Origin of the sequence: Nonomuraea sp. 3N208 (genome assembly GCF_052245935.1) — a bacterium.
Classification (GTDB): domain Bacteria; phylum Actinomycetota; class Actinomycetes; order Streptosporangiales; family Streptosporangiaceae; genus Nonomuraea.
This window is the reverse complement of record NZ_JBQQBR010000020.1, coordinates 55367-77613: the sequence shown is the minus strand read 5'-3', so window position 1 is coordinate 77613 and position 22247 is coordinate 55367. Positions and strand designations below refer to the sequence as shown.

Genomic DNA, 22247 nt, shown 5'->3' with positions numbered 1-22247 from the left:
CCATGCTGAGGGCCGAGCGCGTGACGCTCGGGTACGGCAAACGCCCCGTCGTGCACGACGTGAGCCTGGACATCACGGAGGGCGGCGTCGGCCTGATCGGGGAGAGCGGCTCCGGCAAGACCACGCTGGCGCGGGCGTTCCTGGGCCTCCTCACCCCCATCTCAGGAAATATCTGGTACGGCGACCAAACGCTGAAAAGGGCGGACATGCGGGCGTTCCGTAAGGACGTCCAACCCGTCTTCCAGGCCGAAGCCCTCGACCCCCGGATGCGTATCGGCTCCTCCATAGCCGAGGCACTCCCCAGAGGCGAGCGAGCCCGGGTCGAGGAGCTGCTCGAACAGGTCGGCCTGGACCCGGACCTGGCCGCCCGAAGGCCGCACCAGCTCTCCGGAGGCCAGCGCCAGCGCGTCGTGATCGCCCGGGCCCTGGCCGTCGGGCCCCGCCTGCTCATCCTGGACGAGCCCACCAGCGCACTCGACGTGACGGTCCAGGCCAAGATCCTCGACCTGCTGGCGGGGCTGGACACCGAGCGCCTGCTCATCACCCACAACCTCGCGGTCGTGGAGCGGCTGTGCCGCACGTCCCACGTGCTGTTCGCGGGCCGCGTCGTCGAGTCGGGGCCCACAGCCGGCCTCCTGGCCGAGCCCGCCCACCCGTACACCAAGGCCCTGCGCGACGCCGTGCCCAAGCTCGGCGGGTCTCCGCCCGAGGCCAGAGGGCGGACGGAGGCCGTGCCGGCGGCGACGGGCTGCCCGTACCGGCTGCGCTGCCCGATCGCCGTGCCGGCGTGCGAGCAGGCGCCTCCTCTGCGGGACCTGAAGGACCGTCAGGTGGCCTGCCACCGGGCGGAGGAGGTGCTGCTCACTTGATGACCAGCTGAGCCCTCAGATGGGCGGTGACGTCGTCCGCGAGCTTCTCCATCAACCGGGCCAGCTCCGTCCGGTCCGCCGCCGACCAGTCGGCCAACGCTCCCTCGAACCAGTCGGTGGTCACTTTGCGGCACTTGCCCGCCGCCTCGGCGCCCTCCTGGGTGAGGGCGATGCGCCAGGCCCGGCCGTCGTCGGGGTCGCGGACGCGCTCGACCAGGCCGCGCTGCTCCAGCGCGGCGACGTGCCTGGTCACATGCGGGCTCTCCACCTGAAGTGCCTCGGCGATCGCGCCGATCCTGCGCGGTTCGCCCGCGTCCAGCAGGCTGACGAGGATCTCCACGCCGGGCCGGTCGAGCCGGATGCCCGCGGCCTCGGTCAGCCGCTCGTGGGTCTTGCCGCGCTTGAGGGTGGTCACGAGCGTGCGGAAGGCCGACACCGTTCTGTTGAGATCTTCGTCCATCTCGTTTGCTTACCTAACTTACGTATGTATTATCGCTTCTTGTTACTTACCTAAGTTATCTAAAGGAGCCGAGATGGCGACAGCCGTCGCATCGAGCGCACGCACGACGTCGAACAGGAACCCCTGGCCGGGAGTGATCGCGCTGGCCTTCGGCGCATCCATCGCCGCACTTCAGAACACCGCGGTGGTGCCGTTGCTTCCAGTGCTGCAACGCGAGCTGGGCACCTCTCTTGCCGCCGTGAGCTGGACGCTCACGCTGAGCCTCCTGGTCTCCGCGGTGGCCACGCCGCTGTTGTCGCGCTTCGGCGACATGTACGGCAGGCGCACGATGATCCTCGGCGCGCTGGCCCTGCTGGTGATCGGCTCGGTCATGGCGGCCCTGGCGACCTCGCTGGCCTGGCTGTTGGTGGCGCGCGTGCTGCAGGGCGCCGTGGCCGCCCTCGTGCCGCTGTCGATCGGGGTGGTACGCGACGTGCTGCCCCGGCAGCAGCTGGCGACCGGTATCGGGGTGGTGAGCGCGACGATGGGGTTCGGCGCCGGCGGCGGGATGATCCTGGCCGGGCTCGCCGCGGGCGACTGGCACCTGGTGTTCTGGATCATGGCCGGCATTTCCCTGGTGGCCGCGATCATCGTGGCCTTCCTCGTCCGCGACCACGCCCCGGCCGTGCGGGCCCGCCCCGACCTGCTCGGCGCCGCGCTGATGGCCGCCTGGCTGGTGGCGCTCCTGCTGGGCATCAGCGAGGGCGGCTCATGGGGCTGGACCTCGCCGGGCGTGCTCGGCCTGTTCGCCGCTGCGGGGCTGCTGGCCGCGGTCTGGGTCCTGGTCGAGCGGAGGGTGGCCGAGCCGCTGGTGGAGATGTCGATGCTGGTGCACCGGGGCACGGTCGGCGCGACGGTGGCCTCGATGCTGCTCGGGTTCGCGTTCTTCACGATCCTGACGGGCATGTCCGGGTTCGCCCAGTCGCCCGTGTCCGGGCTGTCCGCCTCGACCCTGGAGGTCGGGCTCTACCTGCTGCCGAGCACGCTGTTCATGCTGGTGATCTCGCTGTTCGCGGGCCGGCTCATGCGGGTCTTCCAGGCCTCGACCATGGTCGCGGCAGGCTCCGCGGTCACCGGCCTGGCCGCGCTGTGGCTGGTGTACCTGCACGACACCCCTGCCCACCTGTACGTGGCCGCCTCGCTCATGGGCGTCGGCCTCGGCGTCGGCTACGCGGCCCTGGGCACCATGGCCGTCGAGCACGTGGACCCGGGCAAGACGGCCGTGGCGGCAGGCGTGAACGCGCTCGTACGGATCGTGGGCGGCAGCACCTCGGGCGCCGTGATCGCCGCCATCCTGGCCGCCCAGCCCGGCATCACCGGCTATCAGTGGGTCTTCGGCGTGGCCACCGCGGCCGGGGCGGTGGCCACGGTGTTCGCCACGGTCTACGGGCAGCTCAACCGCAGGCACGTCACAGCGGTCTAAGAAGTCGGCATGAGATCGCCATGTCACAGCGCCTTCAGCCCGCTGATCACCTCCAGCAGCACCTTGGCGTCCGGTGCGGGAGGCGGGTGCTCGACCTGCACGAGCTGGCGCGCGTGCAGGTCGCCGACCAGCACGCGGACCACACCGACAGGCAGGTTGAGCTCGGCGGCCACGTCGGCGAGCCGGGTGGGTTTGGTGCACTTCTGCAAGATGATCAGATGTTCGGGGCCGAGGCCGACCGGCGGCGTCAGGCCGCCGGCGGTGATGATCACCGCGATGAGGTCGATGGCCTCGCTCGCGGGCACCGTACGGCCCCGGGTCAGCAGGTAGGCGGGGACGATCGGACCGGCGTCCTCGTCCAGCCAGCGCTCGTCACTCACTTCGCACCACCCGCATGGGGCGTACGGGCTCCTGCAGCACGGGAGCCTCGGGTTCGGCCACGTGCTCTTCCGGGATCAACACGATGGCGGTGGTCCCTCCATATGGTGAACCGCGCAATGTCACGCGGATGTCGTGCCTGGCGGCCAGGCGGGAGACGACGAAAAGGCCGAGCCGGTCGCTGTCGGCCAGGTCGAACTCCGGTGGGCTGGCCAGCCGCTCGTTGAGTTCGGCCAGCTCCTCTGCGCTCATCCCGAGCCCGCGGTCCTCGACCTCGAAGACGAAGCCGCGGGCCGCCGTCTCGCCGCGCACGATGACCGAGGTGTGCTCGGGGGAGTAGACGGTGGCGTTCTCGATGAGCTCGGCGATCAGGTGGATCACGTCGCCGACCACGGGCCCGGCCAGGCGGTTGGCCGGCATCGGCTCGACGGTGACCCGCTGGTAGTCCTCCACCTCGGCGGCCGCGCCGCGGGCCACGTCCAGCAGCGGCACCGGCCGGCTCCAGCCGCGGCCCGGGGTGGCGCCGGACAGGATGATCAGGCCCTCCGCGTGGCGGCGCATGCGGGTGGTCAGGTGGTCGAGCTTGAAAAGATCTTCGAGGGCGTCCGGATCGGTCGCCCGGTGCTGCATGTCCTCCAGTTGGATGCGCTGGCGGTGCAGCAGGGTCTGGCTGCGCCTGGCCAGGTTGCGGAACACGTGGCCGACGCCCTCGCTGAGCTGTGCCTGGCCGACCGCGGCCTCCACGGCGGTCTGCTGGACGGTGGAGAAGGCCTGGCCCACGTCGTCGATCTCGGTCGTCGTGCTCGTCACCGACAACTCCGGCATGTCGACCTTCTCGCCCTTGCGTAGCTTGGCGACCACGTGCGGCAGGCGCTCCTGGGCCACCTCCAGGGCGACCAGCCGGAGTGCGCCCAGCTCCTTGGACAGGCGGTTACCCATCCGCAGCGAGAACGCGATCGACACCACGACCAGCGCGAAACACGTGCCGGCCAGCAGGAACGTCCGATTGATCACCTCGTCGGCGACCGGCTCGGCCCGCGCGTTCAGCACCTGGCTGGCCAGCATCTGCGTCTCGTTGAACGACTTGGCCAGCCCCTCCGTCGCGCTGAGCCAGCCCTTGGGCATGCCGCCGGCGATGATCTGCTCTTCCATCATCCGCATCCGCTGGTAGGCGGGGGAGGCTATCAGGGTGGCGTTGGCGTCGCGCAGGGCCGGGTCGAGCTCGGCGAGCGACTGGTCGATGAGGAAGCGCCGGTTGCCGGCGATCTCGGTGAACAGCCTGCGCTCCGCGGCCGTGACCGGCCCGAGTGCGATGGCCTGCTCCCGGGTCAGCAGCTCCTTGGCGTAGCTCATGTCGATGACCACGCGGGACTGCTCGTAGATCGGGATGTCGTCAATGAGCGCGACGCGGCGGTGCAGGCCGAAGAGCGTGTCGATGATCGCGTTGTAGGCCTCCACGGTGTGCAGACGGTCGGACAGGCCCGTGTCGATCTCTCCTCGGATCGCGTCGAGCCTGTCGAGTTGCGTGTACACCGCGTCCACCTGTGTGCGGATCTCTTCCGATCGGTCCTTGGATGTGCTGGAGAGCTGTCTGAACGTGTCTCTGACGGTGTCGGTGCGGGTGCGTTGTTCGGCGACGGCCGAGGTGCCCGCCGTGTGCCGCAGGAGTTTGGCCGAGACGAGACGCTCACGCTGGATCTCGCTGATCAGTTTGTACGCGGGAAGGCGCAGGTTCGTCCAGAGTGTCTTGTATTCGCGCAGCTCCAAACCCTCGGTCGCGGTGACAGCGGTGATGACTCCCCACAACACCACCATGGAGGCCAGCGGCACCAGCAGTAGGCCGATGATCTTCATGCGGATCGTTCGGCTACGACCCATGGCACCTCACTCCGGTCGGTCCCCTGCTGGCAACCCCGGACGGGACAGGGTGAGGATAGCAATCCGATCACTAAAATGCCCAATTTTTCGGGACTTTTTGACACGCACCCCCGACCTCCGTGATCTTGGAGTAGGTTTCCCGGGGTACATCGCTGACAGAGGGAGATGCGTTGCGCCGTCGTCTCGCCGCGGCCGTCGCGCTGGCGCTCCTCGCGGCCTGCTCGCCGACCCCCGCACCACCATCGGTCCCGGCAGGCGAGGCGCCGTTCGTACACGTGCAGAACCTGGACGTGATCACGGAGTGGGACCCCAGCCGCTCCTTCTCCAACGAGATCATCGCCTTCCAGAACATCTACGAGACGCTCACGCTCTGGAACCCGGTCACCAAGAAGTCCGTCCCCCGCCTGGCCACGTCGTGGCGGGCCTCCGCCGACGGCCGCACCTGGACGTTCAACCTGCGTCCCGGCGTGACCTTCCACACCGGCCGGCCGCTGGACGCGGCGGCGGTCAAGGCGTCGATCGAGCGCACCATCGCCGCCAAGACCGGCGCGTTCTACATCTGGGACGCCGTCTCCTCGATCAGGGTCGAGGGCCCGGCGACGGTGACGTTCGTGCTCAAGTACCCGGTGCCCCTCGACCTGGTGGCCTCGGCCGGGTACGCGGCCTACATCTACGACACCAAGGCGGCGCCCGACCTCAGGAAGTGGTTCGGCCAGGGCAGGGACGCGGGCTCCGGGCCGTACACGGTGGCCAAGTGGCAGAAGGGCAAGGAGGAGGAGCTCACGCTCACGGCGTACGACAAGTACTGGGGTGGCTGGGACAAGCCGCACTACAGCACGGTGAAGTACCGCGTCGTGCCGGACGCCGACCGGGCGTGGCGCATGCTGCTGCGCGGTGAGGTGAGCTTCGTCGAGCGGCTCAACCCGCGCCTGTTCGCCAGGGCGCTGGTCACACCCGGCGTGCGTACGTCGGACCGGCCGTCGTTCCAGACGGCGATGTTGTTGTTCAACACCGAGAGCGGTCCCATGAAAGACGTGCGGGTGCGGCGCGCCGTGCAGAAGGCCGTCGACTACCAGGGCCTCATCAAGGATCTGAAGGGGGCAGGCTCGCCGGCCAGCGGCGTCATCCCCGAAGGGCTGATGGGTTACGTCCCCGGCCGCGTGTCCCGGCAGGACCTGATCGCCACGCAGCGGCTGCTGCGCCGGGCGGGCTACGGCCCGGGAGGCCGGCCGCTGCGGCTGCGCCTGACGTACGGGGAGGGTGACACCGACTGGCGCCTGCTCGCCATACGGCTGGAGGCCACGCTGAAGCCGCTCAACGTCCGGGTCGAGGCCACGGCCATGCCCTGGACGGCGCAGTGGGACCGGGGCAGGAAAAAGGGCCAGGACATCTTCGTCATGTACTGGTGGCCCGACTACGCCGACGGCTACTCCTACTTCGGCAACGTCTTCCACAGCGCCGAGCCGCCCGTGTTCAACCTGACCTACCTCAAGGACCAGGGGTTGGACGCACTGCTCGACACGGTGCCCGAGCTGACCGTGACCGACAAACACGCGGCGCAGCGGGCGTACGAGCAGGCCACCAAGCGGGTGCTGGACCAGCGGGCGGCCGCGGCGCTGCCCTGGGTGGTCAACTATCAGCGCGCCTATCAGGGCAGCGTCCAGGGCTACGTGGACAACCCGGCCTACGCCGACGTCGTGTTCGTTTACGAGCTGCGGCCCTCCGGCTGAGTATGGGCCCGGTCCCGGAGGCGAGTGCGAATCTCCTCGGGCGTGTAGGCGCGGCGCCGTCGCTCGGCTCGCGCGATCACCACTCCCGTGGCCGCGACGCCCATGATTCCGGCCAGACCGAGCATCTTCCACCAGCGCATAGTTGCCTAGAGTATGACCTGTTGATGGCGCTCGCCATGCGAGCCGGTGGTTACTGGTAGATCTGTTGTTGGATTTCTCCCACGTGATTGGTTGCGATGGACCGTAATCGTGAGATGACTTTCTGTCACAGCCGGGTGCCTGACTGGCGCTCGGTCCCCGCCCCCGTTGGTGTCCGCATCAACGGGATAGCATCCGGCGGGGCGGTGGCCCAAGAGCCGCATTCCCTCCAGAAGTGCGGAGTCAGGCCCCGACAACGCGGTTCACAGCCAAGGTTCGCCCGGCTTGCCGGACGGACGCGGCTTCGGCTTCCACCGGATCACTGCCCGGCCTCGGTCGGCGTGCGACGAGGCTACGCCGATGTTCGTTTTGCGTAAACACAGAGAACCGAAGACGCTAGCGGTGTGCTGACTCTCGACGAGGCCGTCAAGGTGACGAGGACCGGCGACCTGTGGGTCTTCCGCGGGCGCTCGGTCCCCGACCGCGCGATCCAGACGATGACCAACAGCCCGGTCAACCACGTGGGCATGGCCATCGTGATCGAGGACCTGCCGCCCATGATGTGGCACGCCGAGCTCGGCAGGTCGCTGCCGGACCTGTGGGCCGGCACCCACCATCGCGGGGTGCAGCTGCACGACCTGCGTGCCGCGGTCACGGTGTGGGTGAACAAATACGGTCAGCGGCCCTGGCTGCGCCAGCTGGAGCCGGAGGCCACCCCGGAGATGGAGGACGCGGCCCTGCGTACGGTCGCCCGCCTCGACGGCACCCCGTTCCCGTCCACCGCCCGCCTGGCGGCCCGCTGGTTCAGAGGGCGCGTCCCGCGCCGGACCCGCAAAGAGGTGGCGCTGGAGAGCGCCTACTGCGCCGAGGTCGTGGCCGTCACCTACGAGGAGATGGGGCTGCTGCCGACCGGCCGCCGCCCCAACTGGTACGACCCCGGCAGGTTCTGGAGCGGCGACGACCTCGAGCTGCTCGCCGGCCGCCGGCTCGGCAACGAGATCACCGTGGGAGTGGAGCGAGCGCCGGCCTGACCCTGGTCAGCGGCAGCGTGACGGCCATGAGCGCGGCCACCAGGGCGAAGCCGAGCGGGTAACCGGTGTGGCCGAGCAGCAGACCGAAGCCCATCGCCCCTGCGCCCATCCCCGCGTCGAAGGCCAGGTTCCACAGGGCGCTGACGCGGGAGGGCTCGCCGCGCTCGAACATCACCGCCAGCGTCGCGTTCTGCAGCACCCCGAACCCGGCCCCGAATACCGCCATCCCGGCCACCACCGCGACCGGGCCGTCGACCTGGGTTTGCAGCCCAATCCCCGTGACGGCGGCGAGCAGGCCCGGCATCAGCAGGCGGGCCGAGCCGTGCCGATCGCCGAACCTGCCGGCCAGCCAACGGGCCACCGGAGTCGCCAGCGACTGGGTGAGCAGCGCGGCCGAGGCCAGCTCAGGCGAGCCCGCCAGCGGTAGGAACGTCACCATGACGCCCGTCGCGGTGGTCACCGCCGCAAAGAGCAACGCGGGCCCGACCAGCCCGCGTGCCTGCGTCGAGTGCCGGGCGGTCACACGTGCGGGCCTGGTGGCCGGCAGCCCGCGCACGGTCACGAGCCCGGCCAGGGGCACCAGCCCGGCCACGACCAGGACGGGCGTGAAGCCGAGCGCGTCGCCGGCCCACAGGCCGAGGGGCAGGCCGAGGATCGACGGTATGCCGACCGCCACGCCGTATACGCCGAGGCCCTCGCTGCGTCGCTCCGCGGGCACGAGCTCGGCGGTCAGCGCCGTGCCCACGACCACGACGATGCCGAGCCCGGCCCCGCGCAGCAGAGAGACGGCCAGGACCAGCGGAAGCGCGGCCGACAGCGGCAGCAGCAGGGCGGGCCCGCCGAGCAGCGCCAGGCCCAGCCCCATCACGGTGCGGTAGCCGAACCTCGACAGCAGCCACGGGACGGCCAGCTCGGCCAGGACCGTGGCGAGCATCATGGTGGCCGTCGTCATCCCCGCGCCGAGCTCGCCGGCGCCGCCCGTCGCGGCGTACAGGGGGACCGCGGAGAACAGCAGGTAGAAGCCGAACAGCCCGGCTATCGAGGCGGCCATCATCAGGGTCATCGAGCGGATCATCATGCCGACGACGGTGCTTGAGCAGGTGCCTAGGACACATCGGGCAAGATGCTTAGCCGCCTCTTCATAATGAGTGACGTGTTCGTCGGACGTGAGGCCGAGCTGCGGCGGCTGGCCGCGGCGCAGGCCGCCACACCGGCGGCCGTGCTGGTCGTCGGCGAGGCGGGCATCGGCAAGTCCCGCCTCGTCCGCGAGTTCGCCGGCGGGATCGACGCGCTCGTCGCGGAGGGCGGCGCCGACCCGGGCGGGACGGCGTACGCGCCGTTCGTGCCCGTGCTGCGGCGGCTGGTCAGGGAGCACGGAGGCGGGCTGGTGCCGGGCGGCGGGCGCGGCGGGCTGGCGCGGCTGCTGCCCGAACTGGGAGAGGTGACGGAGCTGCCCGGGCTGGGGCGGGCACGGCTGTTCGAGGAGGTGCTCCTGCTGGTCGAGCGGGCCGCCGAGCGGCGTCCCGTGGTGCTCGTGCTGGAGGACCTGCACTGGGCCGACCAGGCCACCCGTGACCTGCTGGTGTTCCTGCTGCGCAATCTGATGCGGCCGGGCGTGCTGGTGATCGTGACCTCCCGTGAGCCGCTGCGGCTCCCGGCCGCCGAGGTGATCAGGCTGCCGCCGCTTGGGCGCGAGGAGGTGGCCCGCATGCTGGGTTGCGACCCCGATCCGCGTGTCGTAGCCGGCCGCGCGGAGCTGGACTCCATCGTGGCGCGGAGCGAGGGCAACCCGCTGTTCGTCGAGGCGCTGGCCGACGCCGGCGCCGGCGTGGCCACCCCGGCCTCGCTGCGCGAGTTGCTGCTCGCCGGGGCCGACCGGCTCGGCCCGCCCAGCCTGGACGTGCTGCGGATCGCCGCCGTGGCCGGTCGCAGGACGCCGCACGAGGTGCTGGCGGCCGTGGCCGGGCTGGACGAGCTGGCGCTCGACGACGCGTTGCGGCCGATCGTACGCGCGCGACTGCTGCTCGTGGACGGGGACGGCTACGCCTTCAGACACGCCCTGATCCGCGACGCCGTCTACGACGACCTGCTGCCGGGGGAGCGGCGCCGCCTGCACGCCCGCTGCGCCGAGGCGTGGCCGGAGCTTGCCGCCGACCACTGGTACGCGGCGGGGGACCGGCGGCGTGCCTTCGACGCCGCCTGGCAGGCCGGCCGCTGGGAACGTGTGCTTGAGCTGTGGGACGACGCCCACACGCGGGGCCGGGATCATACGTGGGTGCTGGAGCACGCGGCGCGGGACGCCTTGTGCGAAGGTGACGCCGAGCGGGCCGAGGAGCTGGCCACCCGGGCGCTGGAAGAGGTGGACGACCCGCTGCGGGCCGCGCACCTGCTGGAGTTGCGCGTCGCCGTCCGCGACCTGCTCGGCGAGGAGGGCCTCGGAGACCTGCGTGAAGCCGTACGCCTGGCCCCGCGCGAGGCCAGGCTGATCGGCTCCCTCGCCACCACGCTCGCCTGGAACGGCCAGGACGCCGAGGCCCGCGCCCACGCCGAGGAGGCGCTCGCGCTCGGCGACGCCCGGGCCATGGTCACGCTGGCCGCGCTCACCGCGCTCGACGGCGACCTCGGCACCGCGTCGAGCCTGTACGCCGAGTTCAGGTCCGGCGCGCCCGACGACGACAGCCTGCTCATGTCCTACGCCAGTGAGGCCGATGTGCTGGAGGCCGCGGGCGAGCACGCCAGGGCCGAGTCCGTGGCCCGCGAGGGCATGTCCAGGGCCAGACGTCTGGGCATGGCCCGCACCAGGGGCGCCCACCTGGCCGCGAACCTCGCCGAGCCGCTCGTCTCGCTCGGCCGCTGGCAGGAGGCCCGTGAGGTCATCCGCGCGGCGCTCGCCCTGGACCCGGCGCCGATCCATCGGGCCTGGATCCTCATGGTGCTGGGGACGGTCGCCGTCTGGGAAGGGGCATTGGCCGAGGCCGACGGCGTCGTCCGCCTGGCCAGGCCGTTGATGCGCGGGCGGTCGCGCGGCTACGACTCCTGTCTGGAGCCCGACCTGCTGGAGTGCCGGCTCGCGGTGGCCCAGTCGGACCTGGTGCGGGCCGGACTGGTGGTCGACCACGTGCTGGCCGAGCACGATCTCCGGCAGAGCCGTCGGTACGCCTGGCCGCTGCTGGTGCTGGCGGCCCGCGTCGGCCGCGTGCGGGAGGCGCCTGCGGGCATCGCCACGACGGGGCCGGTGCAGGAGGCGTACCGGGCTACGTTCGAGGCCGAGTGCGGCGGGTCGTGGGCGGCGGCCGTTGCGTGCTGGCGGTCCGTCAGGCAGCCGTACGCGCTGGGGCAGGCCCTGGTCAGGGCGGCCGAGCAGGACCGGGCGGGCGCCCGCGAGCCGCTGCGCGAGGCGGCCGCGATCGCCGCGAGCCTGGGCGCTGAGCCGCTGCGGCGGGAGGTCGAAGCGGCCGCCGCCACGCTCAGGGTCGGTCTCACCGGCGACCTCCGCCTGTCGGCCAGGGAGCTGGAGGTGCTCGGCCTGGTCGCCGAAGGGCTGAGCAACCGCCAGATCGCCGAGCGGCTGTTCATCTCCGCCAGGACCTCGGGCGTGCACGTCTCGAACATCCTGGCCAAGCTGGGGGCGAACTCCCGTGTGGAGGCCGCCGCGCTGGCCCGGCGCGCGGGGCTGATCTAATCCCGTCATGACTACCGTGAACGTGGCCGTGATCGGCGTGGGCAACTGCGTGTCGTCCCTCGTACAGGGCGTCGAGTACTACCGCGGCGGCGACGCGCCCGGTCTGCGGCACCCCGTGTGCGCCGGCTACGCGATCTCCGACGTGCGCTTCACCGCCGCCTTCGACGTCAACGCGGCCAAGCTCGGCCGCGATCTGTCGGAGGCCATCTGGACACCGCCCAACAACGCCCGCGCGTTCGCCGCCGTGCCGCATCTCGGGGTGCCGGTCGTGGAGGGAATCCTGGCCGACGGCGTGGGCCCGGGCTCAGCGGACCTGGTCGACCCGCGCGGCGCGGCAACGCCGGAAGACGTCGCCGCGCACCTGGCGGCCACGGGCACCCACGTGGTGCTGAACTTCCTGCCCACGGGCGCGCAGCAGGCCACCGAGCGGTACGCGCGGGCCGCCCTGGACGCCGGCTGCGCGTTCGTGAACTGCATGCCGGCCGTCCTCGCCCGCTCCCCGCAGTGGCGGCGCCGCTTCGCCGAGGCCGGGTTGCCGCTGCTCGGCGACGACCTGAAGAGCTCGTTCGGCGCCACGCTCCTGCACCGGGCGCTGGTCGACGCGCTGACGGCGAGCGGCGTCCGCCTGGGCAGCGGACACCAGCTGCTCGGCGGCGGCAACATGGACTTCGTCAACCTTCAGGACGCCTCGCGGATGGCGAGCAAGAAGGCCACCAAGGTCACGGGCGCGGGCGCGGCCGCGCACGTCGGCGCCCAGTACATACCGTTCATGGAGGACCGCAAGGTCGCCTACATTCGGCTGGACGGCGAGGGGTTCGGGGGCTCCCCGCTGGAGGTGGAGCTGCGCATGGTCGTCGAGGACTCGCCCAGTGCCGCGGGCAACGCCCTCGACGCGGTCCGGCACGCCAAGGCGGCCATGGACCAGGGCGTCGGCGGGCTCCTCGAGGAGGTGTCCACCGCGCTGATGAAGGCGGTTTGACACACTATGCTCGGGCGGGATGGAGATCCGCGTGCTCGGCCCGGTCGAGGTGCACGTCGGGGGCGCCCAGATCCCGATCGAGGGAGCCCAGCAGCAGTGCGTGCTCGGGCTGCTCGCGGCGCACCACGGCTCGTACGTGCCGGTCGACCGGCTCATCGAGGCGCTCTGGGAGGACGACCCGCCCAAGACCGCCAAGACCATCGTCCAGCTCAAGGTGTCGCAGCTGCGTAAGACCCTTGGCGAGCGTATCGCCAGCACGACCGCCGGCTACTCCCCCGACGAGGTGGACCTCGGGTGCTTCCGGCGTCTGGCCGCCGAGGGCCGGGCCGCGGACCGGCCCGAGGACGCCACCGCCGCCTGGGCGCGGGCACTGGAGCTGTGGCGCGGGGACGGCAGGCAACCCGGGGGCGTGGCTGGGGTCTCCAACGACGGCCGCGTCATCATCTACTCCCGCGCCAACAAGCCGCTCTGGACCAGCCGCTGATCGTCGCCGCTCGCGCTGGGCCGATGCGCAATCCGGTCAACGATCTCACGGCCCGGTGGGCGGCGGCGCTCGGCTCGGGGGAGTCGTCCCGAACCGTGGCAGTCGGTGGCAGGCTGAGAGCATGCGCCTGGCTACCTGGAACGTGAACTCCGTCAAGGCACGCCTGCCCCGGCTGCTCGACTGGCTGGCCGAGACCAAGCCCGACATCGTCTGCCTGCAGGAGACCAAGTGCCCGGCGGAGGCGTTCCCCATCGCGGAGGTGGGCGCGCTCGGGTACGCCGCCGCGGCGCACGGCGACGGGCGGTGGAACGGGGTCGCGCTGCTCTCCAAGGTCGGCCTGGACGAGGTGACGCTGAGCTTCCCCGGCGAGCCGGGCTTCGCTGAGCTGGACGGCGTGGGCGCAGCGCGTCCCGAGGCCCGCGCGATCGGCGCGACCTGCGCCGGCCTGCGGGTGTGGTCGCTGTACGCGCCGAACGGCCGTACCGTCGACTCGCCCCACTACCTCTACAAGCTCGACTGGTTCGCCGCGCTGCGGGACGCGCTCGCCGCGGAGACCGACCTGCCGCTGGTGGCATGCGGCGACTTCAACGTGGCGCCCACGGACGCCGACGTGTGGGATCCGGCTCTGTTCGTCGGCGCCACCCACGTCACCCCCGCCGAACGCGAGGCCCTGGCCGCGCTGCGCGCGCTCGGCCTGTACGACGTGGTGCCCACCCCGATGAAGGGGCCGCATCCGTTTACCTACTGGGACTACCGGGCCGGGATGTTCCACCAGAACAAGGGGATGCGTATCGACCTCGTGTACGCCGGCGAGGAGGTGGCGGGGCGGGTGCGGTCGGCGTACGTCGATCGCGAGGCCCGCAAGGGCAAGGGGCCGTCCGATCACGCGCCGATCGTGGTGGACCTCGACCCGATAATCTAATTACAAACCGCGGCCGTCCGAGTATCCTGTGTTCTCAAATGTTTCGGGGGCATTAACCTCTTCAAGGCCACAGGGGGATCTCCGTGGAATCTGCAGACGGTCGTGTCTTCTTATTCATCCTCCTCGCCCTGGCCGTATTCGCCCTCGGCCGCCGCTTCCAGACCATGATCATCATGCGTCAGGTGTGGAAGCAGAGCGCCAAGCAGGTCACGGCCAGGAAGGAAGTCGCGAACAGCGCTGCGAAGGCGATGATCGGAATAACGCTGATCTCGATATTCGTGATCTGGCTGGTGCTCAACCTGAACAGCGTCATGTGAAAAACAACGTTTGGCTGATTACCATCCGCTCTGACCGATTACCGGATTCCCTGTCGACGGCCCGCCGCGGCTCGGTTCAGCAAGAAGGAAGCGGCCACGGCGGCGCCGGCCGCCGCCACGCTCACCATCCCGGTCAGGCGTACGGCACGGCGGATGTCCCCGACGTCGGGCTTGGGGCCGTCGCCCATGGTGGGACGGTGCTCGGTCCGCCCGCCATAGACGTTCGTGCCGCCCAGGGTGACCCCGAGCGCGCCGGCGAACGCGGCCTCGCAGCGGCCGGCGTTCGGGCTGGGATGCCGATGCCCGTCCCGCCGCAGGACGGCCAGCGCCTGCCGCCGGTCCGGCCCGGCAAGGACCGTGAGCAGCCCCGTCACCCGGGCCGGAACGTAATTCGCGACGTCGTCCAGCCGAGCCGCCGCCCACCCGAACCGCTGGTAACGCGGTGACCGGTGCCCGATCATCGCGTCCAGCGTGTTGATCGCCCGGTACGCCAGCAGCCCCGGCACCCCCGCCACCGCTCCCCAGAACAACGGCGCCACGACGGCGTCGGAGGTGTTCTCCGCCAACGACTCGACCGTGGCCCGCGCCAGCTCGGCCGCCTCCAGCGCGGCGGGATCCCGCCCGCACAGATGCGGCAGCCTGTCCCTGGCCCGTTCCAGGTCGTCGCGTTCGAGGGCATCGGCCATGTAGGCGCCCTCACGGGCCAGCGTGGTGCCGCCGAGCACGGCCCAGGTGGCGAGGGCTGTGGCGACCGTACGCGCCTTGGGGCTGGGGAGTCGCTGCACCACAACCCCGATCCCAGCCGCGCCCCCTACGCAGATGGCCACATGCAGCACTCCATGCGCCTTCGTGTCGCCATATAGGGATTGCTCCAGCTTTGCCGCCGCCCGCCCGAACACCGCGACCGGGTGGGCGGCACTACGCGGATCTCCGATCAGCCGATCAAGCGCCACGCCGAGAGCGAGGCCAAGGGGGTCATACCAAATGGGCATGGAGCTCATCTTCGTGCACATCCAGCCAGGCCGCCGCCCGGCGGATGCGCTCACCCGCGCCTCCCGCCCACATCTTCGCCCAGTTGCCACCGGCCGCCGCGCGGTCTCGCATGACCGCGTAGGAACGCTGAAACCGCAGCCTCGCCAGCTCGAGCAGCCGCCGCCGATCACGTGGCGGGAGACCGTACGCGTCGCAGAAGAGCCGCAGCCGTGCACCCACGTCGAGATTGCGGAGCAGCGGCGCCCGGTCGACGGGATCGGCGATGGGCGCCCAGTGCCGCAGCGTGGTCACGACGTCGAAGAGCCGAGTGGTGGGCCGGGCCAGATCAAAGTCGATCATCGCGTACGGCCGCCCCGCCCGAAATATCACGTTATCCGGCGTTAAATCACAATGCCCAAGAACTTCCGGCGCCCTGTCATCATTCGACCCGCCTTCCCACCCCTCCAAGGTCAGCGGAAACCCAGCCGTCGCATCGTGGTAGTCCCGCAACAGCATCCCTAAACACCCGAGCGCCTCATCCGTCACACTCTCCAGCCGCAACCCGCTGACGCCCGGAAGGTAGGTGAGCATCTCCCGCCCAAGCCCATCGACGCCCAACACGCGCGGCGCCCCCGCGAATCCAACGGCCTCAAGATGCCTCAGCAGGGCATGCACGGCGGGCGTGGACGCACTGACCGGTCTCCGCACGGTGTCCCCGACCCGCACCACCCCGTCAGTCACATCCCCGCCCTGCAGGGGGATTTCATGCAGGAGCGTCGCGACCATGCCACGACAGCTTAGACCTTCCCACCCCACGAGCGCCCCGCCTTTTCCGCCCGTTCCCACGGCGATGGGGCATGCTGGGCGCTGAGCATCAAGGCCTGCGGGAACGCTGCTCGCGGGCGGTGTCAGGAGGCCGGAGGGCTGACACGGGGAAAACGAGTGCATGACAAGTCGCAGGATCATGCACAATAAGGCGGGAGCGCCCTTAGCTCAGCTGGATAGAGCACCGGACTTCTAATCCGACGGTCGCAGGTTCGAATCCTGCAGGGCGCGCGCTGATCATGGCTCTGACCTGCGGGAACGGTCCATCGGATTCTGTCTGGAGCAAAGTTCTAGGGCGATCGTGCTCCGTGCGTGCTCGCGTGCACCAACCCTGCACACACCATGATCCATTCACCCTCCTCGGGGTTCTGCGGAAGAGCAACGGCCCCGCTCCGCCGCGAGAAGGCGGCGATCGCGGGGCCGGATGCTTAATCCGACTGTCAGGCTCTCAGGGAGATGAGTTTTCCGGGCTGTGTCTGGTCTTCGTCGTCGAGGAGCAGGGCGGCGGTCTTCTCGGCCGCCGCGGTGGCCACTTGCGGGTAGACCGAGGTGTAGGTGTCGGCGGTGAAGGCGCTGGAGGTGTGTCCCAGCGTTTCCTGCACCACCTTCATCTCCACCCCGGCGGCCAGCATGAGCGATGCGGCGCCATGGCGCAGGTCGTGCAGGCGGATCGGTGGCAGGCCGGCCAGGTAGGCAAGCCAGAGGAACTGGTCAGAGACGTGCTGGGGATGCAGCCGGTCGCCGTAGGGCTGGGTGAAGACGAACCCGCTGTCCCTCCATGCCGACCCTGCGGCGAGGCGCTCCTGAAGTTGCCGCTGCCGGTGCGCACGCAATACCTGTACGGTTTCGGCGTCCAGGGCGATGGTCCGTACGGAGGCGTCGGTCTTCGGGGTGCCTTCGTGTACCTGCCACGCCAGCTGTACCAGCTGCCAGTTGACCGTGAGGGCTTGGCCGTCCAGGTCGACCTCCTTCCAGCGCAGCCCGCAGGCTTCGCCGCGGCGGAGCCCGCGCAAGGCGATGAGCCGGTACAGGGCGAACAGCCGGTGGCGTTGGGCTTCTTCGAGGAACAGGCGGGTCTGGGCGGGCGTCCAGACCATTACCGGGGAGGGGCGTGGCACGCTGGTGTAGGCGTCGATTGGGTCGACCCGCCGCCCGCTCCGGCGCTGTTTCTCGGTGCGCCGATACTCGCGGAAGTCGGCTTGCCACGTGCGGACCCGATCCTCGGTCCACACCAGGGGCTTGGGCCGGGTTTTGGGCGGCATCTCCAGTACGGCGGCGGGGTTGAAGTCGATCAACCGGTCCTGCCGCACGGCCATGTTCAGAGCGTGCCGCAGGGTGGCGCGGATGTTGTGCATGGTGGTGATGCTGATCGGGCGCCGGTATTTGACGCTGGCCCGCACTGCAGGGTCGGGGCTGGCGCGGCGTTCGGCGATGGTGTCGTTGAACTCCTCTATCTGCTCGAACATCAGCGAGATGTCGCTGACCTTGAGCTGATCCAGGCGAAGTTGCCCTAGATAGGGGGTGAGGTAGAGGCGGATGTGGCCTTCGTAGGAGCGGCGGGTGGTCTCCTCGATCTTCCGCTTGCGCATGAGGAACTCCTCCAACCAGGCGGCTACGGTGATGTCCTGGGTGAGGTCTTGCCGGGTCTTGATCTTGCGGCGGACGGTCTCCACCTCGGGCAGCACCCCGGTCTCGCCAGGGTGCGCTTGATCAGATCGGCGATCTGGGTGCGGGTGGCGGGCTCGCGCGGATCGGCCAACCCCAGCAGCTCGCGGACCCGAGCGAGTTCGGCTTCGGCCTCGTCTTGGCTGGCGAAGCCACCGCGGCGGAGCGGGCCGCGACGTGTGCCGTCGGGGCGGGGTGGCAGTTCGATCTGGTAGTGCCAGATGCCATGCCGGTAGCTCCACCCGCCGCCAGGGCGGCGCAGCTTGGGACATTTCTGTCCCAAGGTCTTGCCGTCCTCGCTGCGGCAGGAACAGCGTTTGAACGTGCTGCCATCAGCCATCAGTGGCGTCCTCCTCGATCGTATAGCCGTGGCCGTCGAGCAGCGCGATCAGGGCGGCGGTGGGGACCAGATACTTCTTGCCGATCCGGATGATCCGGCAAGGGAACTCACCCTCCCTAGCGAGCCGATAGGCCGTGGTGCGTCCCATCCCGAGCGCCCGTCCCGCGGTGACCACGTCGACCACGGCCGGTAGCTGCTGGATCTGGGCCAACGTCAGCCGCGCCGTCATCGCGGGCTCCCGCCCGGCGACGGACGCGCGGCTGACGTTGGCCCACCCGGCACAGCCATCGCGGTGGGCATGATCAGGCGAGCACCATCCTGACCATCGCCAGCCCCGCCGATGACCGTGCCCGGCACGGTGTATCGACGCCCACCTGGACGCCGGTGGTCAAGCCGAATCCGATGGTCGCTGCGGAACTCACACGCCACCTTGTCCCCGAGGATGCCGTGACAACGATGAGTCGCTCCTCTGGCGTGTCGGCGTAGAAGGACGGTCCGCGTGCCCCGTTCTTGCTCGCTACGGGCACATCGCAGGAGCCTGTGTTCCCTTACCGGCCTTTTCCGAACTCGCACCCCAGACACACGGTCCGGGCGCCGCAGATCAGCCTGGCCACTCAACGGCGGATGCCAAAGGCCCCCCTGACTGAGAACCATGAGCCTGCGATGCACGGTGAATGCAGTGGGCCGGTGGGCGAGGCGGATGGGTGGGGTCATGGTGGCGTGGCCCGATCACCCCGGGCCACCTAATCCCTGTCACCTTTCTAAATACCTGCCTCCAGGCCCGAATCCGGACACCAGATTAAGCAAAGCCTCGGCCACGACAACGTCCGGAGGGCGGCACATCCGGTCTACGCCCACAGACTCAAAGGTGGCGATACGGAGCGCACATCGCCGAACGGCCCACCGTCTCCTGTCATGCCAGACAGATCGACTCATACATGCGCGTGGACGTGACCTGGTCTCCGGCAGCCGAGATTCTTCATGGGCTCATTCGCTACGCCTGGTTGTTCCCGCCCGTCGAGATGACGACCTGGACCGCCCCGGGAATCTTGGAGGCCGACCAAACCGGGGCAGCTCAACCGGGCTTCCGTCATCCTCCTTGCCACCTCGACGAAGGGGTGAATGTTCCTCGCGTGGGGTCTGTCCAGTGATCGGCTCTGGCCCGTAATCGGTGGTGGCACTGAGTGATCCCTGCCAGGCTGGGCCGTGCTGAAGATCGACGATCTTGTGGGTGTGGTATTTGCGGGACTGTCTTCCCTAGTCATCGAGGGAGTACAGGACGAGGACGACCTTATCGGGGTCATGGCTCGTACACGTCATGAGCCAGTGCCGTGTCCGGTGTGCGGGGCGCTGACTGGTCGGGTGCACGGCTACGTGAGCCGGACGGTCACGGATGTCCCGGTCGATGGTCGCCGGGTGGTGGTGTCGCTACAGGTACGGCGTCTGATCTGCCCGGAGTGGGGATGCCCTCGGCGGACCTTCCGTGAGCAGGTGCCCGGGCTGCTCGAGCGCTACCAGCGTCGAACCAGCAGGCTCACCGGCCAACTGGGCGCGGTGGTGAAGGAACTGGCCGGCCGGCCGGGTGCTCGGCTGTCGGCGGTCCTGGCCGTCACGATTTCGAGGTCCACAGCGCTGCGACTGCTGGCGCGGCTGCCGCTGCCGGCGCTGCGGATCCCGCGCGTGCTGGGTGTCGATGACTTCGCTCTCAAGCGCCGGCACCGTTATGCCACCATCCTGATCGACGCCGAGACCGGCGAGCGGATCGATGTCCTGCCCGGCCGCGGTGCCGATGTGCTGGAGATGTGGCTGCGATCCCACCCTGGGGTCGAGATCGTCTGCCGCGACGGGTCGGGCGCGTACGGTGAGGCGGTTCGACGTGCTCTGCCGGATGCAGTGCAGGTCGGGGACAGGTGGCACCTGTGGGCGAATTTCTGCGACAAGACCCTCGCCGAGGTTCGCTCCCACAGCGCCTGCTGGGCCACGGTCAACCCGCCCCGGCCCGCCGGCGTCCACGAACAGACCACCCGTGAACGCTGGCAGCAGATCCACGACCTGCTGGACAAGGGCGTCGGCCTCCTGGAATGCGCCCGCCGCCTGAACCTGTCCCTGGGCACCGTCAAACGCTACGCCCGCACTCGCGAACCTGATGCCCTGCGCCGCGCTCCGCGCTACCGGCCCACTCTTGTCGATCCTTATCGCGATCACCTGCGAGAACGGCGCGCCGCCGACCCGGCCGTTCCTGTCCTGCAGTTGTTCCGCGAAATTAAAGAGCTCGGCTACACCGGCAGCCTCAACCTGCTCTACCGCTACATCACCCAAGGCCGAGCCGAAGGAGAACGGCCCGTCACCACCCCGCGCCGCCTGGCCCGTCTCCTGCTCACCCACCCCGACCGGTTACGCGAGAGCGACACCCAGCTGGTGCAGGAGCTCACGGCCGCCTGCCCCGAACTGACCGCCCTTGCCCGCCTGTCCGCGACTTCGCCGCACTCCTCACCCCAGCCGAAGGCAATGACGCCAAGCTCACCACCTGGATCACCACCGTCCGAGCCGAGGATCTGCCCCATCTGCATGGCTTCGCAGGCGGCCTCGAACTCGACCGCGACGCCGTGAACGCCGCCCTCACCCTCCCGCACCACAACGGCCGAACCGAAGGCGTCAACACCCGCACGAAGAGGATCATGCGCCAGATGCACGGCCGCGCCGGGTTCGACCTTCTGCGCCACCGCATCCTGCTTCAGTGAAGATCACTCAACGCCACCACCGATTACGGGCCAGAGCCGATCACTGGACAGACCCTGGTGTGGACCGACGAACGGGTCGCCCAGTTCACTACGGATCTGCAGCAGCAGCTGACCCTGGAACGGCAGCGGCGTGCTGGCGATCTCGGCCGCGCCGCCGAGGTCAACGTCTATGTGGCCACGCCCCGGCCGTCCCCGGTGATGGTCTGGACGCCTGCCCAGACCTCGGCCTTCCTCGCGCGCGCAGCATCACACCGGTTGTTCGCGCTGTACCGGCTGATCGCCTTGCGAGGACTGCGCCGAGGCGAAGGCGCCGGGCTGCGCTGGAGAGACGTCGATCTCGATGCCGGAAGTTCCGGAGTGCACTGGCAGATCACCCAACTCGGCTGGGAGACGATCCAAGGCAAGCCGAAGACCGACGCCAGCGACCGCGTCATTGCTCTCGACGCCGACACCGTCGCCGTCCTACGCGCACACAGGCGGAGCCAAGCGGCCGAACGGCTGGCGGCAGGGGAGGCGTGGGCCGACAGCGGCTTCGTCTTCACGGACAAGTCCGGCCAGCCGCTGCACCCTCAGCACATCAGCGATCAGTTCTATCGGCTGGCGTACGAGGCGGAATTGCCCCCGGTGCGATTGCACGACCTACGCCATGGAGCGGCTTCATTGATGCTGGCCGCTGGAGTCGACCTGAGAGTCGTCCAAGAGACTCTCGGGCACGTCTCGTCCACCTTCACCCGAGACACCTATACCAGCGTCTACCCGGAAGTGGCGCGGGCCGCTGCCGAGTCCACTGCCGCCCTCATAGAACCACGCCCACCAACCTTCGCCAGGCCCGGCTGATCACATTGCACGGCCGAAGCGCTCACACCGGCCTCTCGAACTGACGAGCCTGTCTGATCAGCAGTGTCGATGAACGACACACCGGGTCAACGTCGGCTGGGAAGCGGCATGGACATACGCCTCCTGATCCAGTCATGTCCCCCGCAGGACCACTCTTAATCAGCGGGTCCGGGGTTCGAGTCCCTGGCGGCGCACCACACAAAACCCCAGTTCCGGGCATCCGGGCTGGGGTTCTTTGTTTGTTGCCTCAACGTATTGGGCCCACCCTGCGGGCGCGCGGCAATTGGCCGCATCAGAACAGTACGAGCATCTCGGCCGCTTAGCTACGGCCCCGCGGTGGACGGACTCGACGCCGATCTCGCGTGTGCACTATCAAGGAGTCCGATCGCTGGATTCAGTGGAGCCACTCGTCATTCTGAACCGGGTGATACGGCTGATGGCTCACGTGGAGACCGGTCCCATCCGGCACGTGCACCTCCGGGTGGCCGCCGCTCTCCGCCTCGGCCTCGCGCAGTGACGCCCAGGAATCGTGGTACT

The 22247-nt window shown here is 69.7% G+C and carries 20 protein-coding genes, 1 tRNA gene and 2 pseudogenes; 13 read left to right on the top strand and 10 right to left on the bottom strand.

Annotation, left to right across the window (positions count from 1 at the left end; all coding sequences use genetic code 11):
• Window positions 1-2: 2 nt before the first annotated feature.
• Window positions 3-869 (top strand): ABC transporter ATP-binding protein, encoded by an 867-nt coding sequence (locus ACTWPT_RS28945; protein WP_443180750.1) that lies wholly within the window; start codon window positions 3-5, stop codon window positions 867-869.
• Here the strand turns inward: ACTWPT_RS28945 and ACTWPT_RS28940 are convergent.
• The gene (locus tag ACTWPT_RS28940) at window positions 862-1329 is read right to left on the bottom strand and encodes a MarR family winged helix-turn-helix transcriptional regulator (RefSeq protein ID WP_443180622.1); all 468 of its coding nucleotides are present in this window, start codon (window positions 1327-1329) and stop codon (window positions 862-864) included. The genes ACTWPT_RS28945 and ACTWPT_RS28940 overlap by 8 nt on opposite strands.
• Window positions 1330-1402: 73 nt before the next feature.
• On the opposite strand from ACTWPT_RS28940, the gene ACTWPT_RS28935 reads away from it, so the two are divergent.
• Window positions 1403-2791 carry an MFS transporter gene (locus ACTWPT_RS28935; RefSeq protein ID WP_443180621.1) on the top strand — a complete coding sequence of 463 codons (1389 nt, stop codon included), beginning with the start codon at window positions 1403-1405 and terminating at the stop codon, window positions 2789-2791.
• 23 nt (window positions 2792-2814) lie between these two features.
• Here the strand turns inward: ACTWPT_RS28935 and ACTWPT_RS28930 are convergent, their stop codons facing one another.
• Together ACTWPT_RS28930 and ACTWPT_RS28925 are read right to left on the bottom strand one after the other, a co-directional pair.
• Entirely contained in the window at window positions 2815-3171 is a 357-nt protein-coding gene (locus tag ACTWPT_RS28930; protein ID WP_443180620.1) for a DUF742 domain-containing protein, read from the bottom strand.
• Complete coding sequence (locus ACTWPT_RS28925) at window positions 3164-5047, bottom strand: sensor histidine kinase (RefSeq protein WP_443180619.1); 1884 nt, start codon at window positions 5045-5047, stop codon at window positions 3164-3166. Before ACTWPT_RS28925 ends, ACTWPT_RS28930 begins: the two co-directional genes overlap by 8 nt.
• A gap of 170 nt (window positions 5048-5217) precedes the next feature.
• Between ACTWPT_RS28925 and ACTWPT_RS28920 the strand changes: the two genes are divergently transcribed.
• Complete coding sequence (locus ACTWPT_RS28920; RefSeq protein ID WP_443180618.1) at window positions 5218-6777, top strand: ABC transporter substrate-binding protein; 1560 nt, start codon at window positions 5218-5220, stop codon at window positions 6775-6777.
• Here the strand turns inward: ACTWPT_RS28920 and ACTWPT_RS28915 are convergent.
• Window positions 6753-6917: a hypothetical protein gene (locus ACTWPT_RS28915; RefSeq protein WP_443180755.1), complete on the bottom strand. Its 165-nt coding sequence runs from the start codon at window positions 6915-6917 to the stop codon at window positions 6753-6755. The two genes, ACTWPT_RS28920 and ACTWPT_RS28915, sit on opposite strands and share 25 nt — an antisense overlap.
• 402 nt (window positions 6918-7319) lie before the next feature.
• On the opposite strand from ACTWPT_RS28915, the gene ACTWPT_RS28910 reads away from it, so the two are divergent.
• Complete coding sequence (locus tag ACTWPT_RS28910) at window positions 7320-7946, top strand: hypothetical protein (protein WP_443180617.1); 627 nt, start codon at window positions 7320-7322, stop codon at window positions 7944-7946.
• Here ACTWPT_RS28910 and ACTWPT_RS28905 read toward each other — a convergent pair.
• On the bottom strand, window positions 7915-9024 hold the full coding sequence (locus tag ACTWPT_RS28905; protein WP_443180616.1) for an MFS transporter: 1110 nt from the start codon (window positions 9022-9024) through the stop codon (window positions 7915-7917). The two genes, ACTWPT_RS28910 and ACTWPT_RS28905, sit on opposite strands and share 32 nt — an antisense overlap.
• A gap of 75 nt (window positions 9025-9099) precedes the next feature.
• Here ACTWPT_RS28905 and ACTWPT_RS28900 point away from each other — a divergent pair, with 75 nt between their 5' ends.
• The 5 genes from ACTWPT_RS28900 to ACTWPT_RS28880 all read left to right on the top strand — a co-directional run bounded on the left by ACTWPT_RS28900 (window position 9100) and on the right by ACTWPT_RS28880 (window position 14330).
• Window positions 9100-11628, top strand: a complete 2529-nt coding sequence (locus tag ACTWPT_RS28900; protein ID WP_443180615.1) for an ATP-binding protein — start codon at window positions 9100-9102, stop codon at window positions 11626-11628.
• A 7-nt stretch (window positions 11629-11635) separates the two neighbouring features.
• Window positions 11636-12607 carry an inositol-3-phosphate synthase gene (locus ACTWPT_RS28895; RefSeq protein WP_443180614.1) on the top strand — a complete coding sequence of 324 codons (972 nt, stop codon included), beginning with the start codon at window positions 11636-11638 and terminating at the stop codon, window positions 12605-12607.
• Between the two features lie 19 nt (window positions 12608-12626).
• Window positions 12627-13091 carry an AfsR/SARP family transcriptional regulator gene (locus ACTWPT_RS28890; RefSeq protein ID WP_443180613.1) on the top strand — a complete coding sequence of 155 codons (465 nt, stop codon included), beginning with the start codon at window positions 12627-12629 and terminating at the stop codon, window positions 13089-13091.
• A gap of 121 nt (window positions 13092-13212) precedes the next feature.
• On the top strand, window positions 13213-14013 hold the full coding sequence (locus ACTWPT_RS28885) for an exodeoxyribonuclease III (protein WP_443180612.1): 801 nt from the start codon (window positions 13213-13215) through the stop codon (window positions 14011-14013).
• Between the two features lie 83 nt (window positions 14014-14096).
• On the top strand, window positions 14097-14330 hold the full coding sequence (locus ACTWPT_RS28880; RefSeq protein WP_443180611.1) for a hypothetical protein: 234 nt from the start codon (window positions 14097-14099) through the stop codon (window positions 14328-14330).
• A gap of 38 nt (window positions 14331-14368) precedes the next feature.
• Here ACTWPT_RS28880 and ACTWPT_RS28875 read toward each other — a convergent pair whose 3' ends face one another.
• On the bottom strand, window positions 14369-15322 hold the full coding sequence (locus ACTWPT_RS28875; protein ID WP_443180610.1) for a cobalamin biosynthesis protein: 954 nt from the start codon (window positions 15320-15322) through the stop codon (window positions 14369-14371).
• Window positions 15306-16088, bottom strand: coding sequence for a phosphotransferase (locus tag ACTWPT_RS28870; RefSeq protein ID WP_443180609.1), 783 nt, complete (start codon window positions 16086-16088; stop codon window positions 15306-15308). Before ACTWPT_RS28870 ends, ACTWPT_RS28875 begins: the two co-directional genes overlap by 17 nt.
• A gap of 196 nt (window positions 16089-16284) precedes the next feature.
• Here ACTWPT_RS28870 and ACTWPT_RS28865 point away from each other — a divergent pair.
• Window positions 16285-16358 (top strand) — tRNA-Arg (locus ACTWPT_RS28865).
• A gap of 209 nt (window positions 16359-16567) precedes the next feature.
• Here ACTWPT_RS28865 and ACTWPT_RS28860 read toward each other — a convergent pair.
• The 3 genes from ACTWPT_RS28860 to ACTWPT_RS28850 are packed head-to-tail and all read right to left on the bottom strand — an operon-like array spanning window position 16568 to window position 18361.
• Entirely contained in the window at window positions 16568-17812 is a 1245-nt protein-coding gene (locus tag ACTWPT_RS28860; RefSeq protein ID WP_443180608.1) for a tyrosine-type recombinase/integrase, read from the bottom strand.
• Window positions 17740-18132, bottom strand: coding sequence for a hypothetical protein (locus ACTWPT_RS28855; protein ID WP_443180607.1), 393 nt, complete (start codon window positions 18130-18132; stop codon window positions 17740-17742). The genes ACTWPT_RS28860 and ACTWPT_RS28855 overlap by 73 nt, the downstream gene beginning before the upstream one ends.
• A complete protein-coding gene (locus ACTWPT_RS28850) occupies window positions 18125-18361 on the bottom strand; it encodes a helix-turn-helix domain-containing protein (RefSeq protein ID WP_443180606.1) in 237 nt (78 codons plus the stop codon). Before ACTWPT_RS28850 ends, ACTWPT_RS28855 begins: the two co-directional genes overlap by 8 nt.
• A 962-nt stretch (window positions 18362-19323) precedes the next feature.
• Between ACTWPT_RS28850 and ACTWPT_RS28845 the strand changes: the two are divergent.
• The 3 genes and pseudogenes from ACTWPT_RS28845 to ACTWPT_RS28835 form a co-directional block, all read left to right on the top strand.
• A pseudogene (locus ACTWPT_RS28845) lies at window positions 19324-20873 on the top strand (ISL3 family transposase).
• Window positions 20874-20930: 57 nt separating this feature from the next.
• Complete coding sequence (locus ACTWPT_RS28840; RefSeq protein ID WP_443180605.1) at window positions 20931-21710, top strand: site-specific integrase; 780 nt, start codon at window positions 20931-20933, stop codon at window positions 21708-21710.
• A gap of 415 nt (window positions 21711-22125) precedes the next feature.
• A pseudogene (locus ACTWPT_RS28835) lies at window positions 22126-22227 on the top strand (chorismate mutase); the annotation flags it as partial.
• Between the last annotated feature and the right edge of the window lie 20 nt (window positions 22228-22247).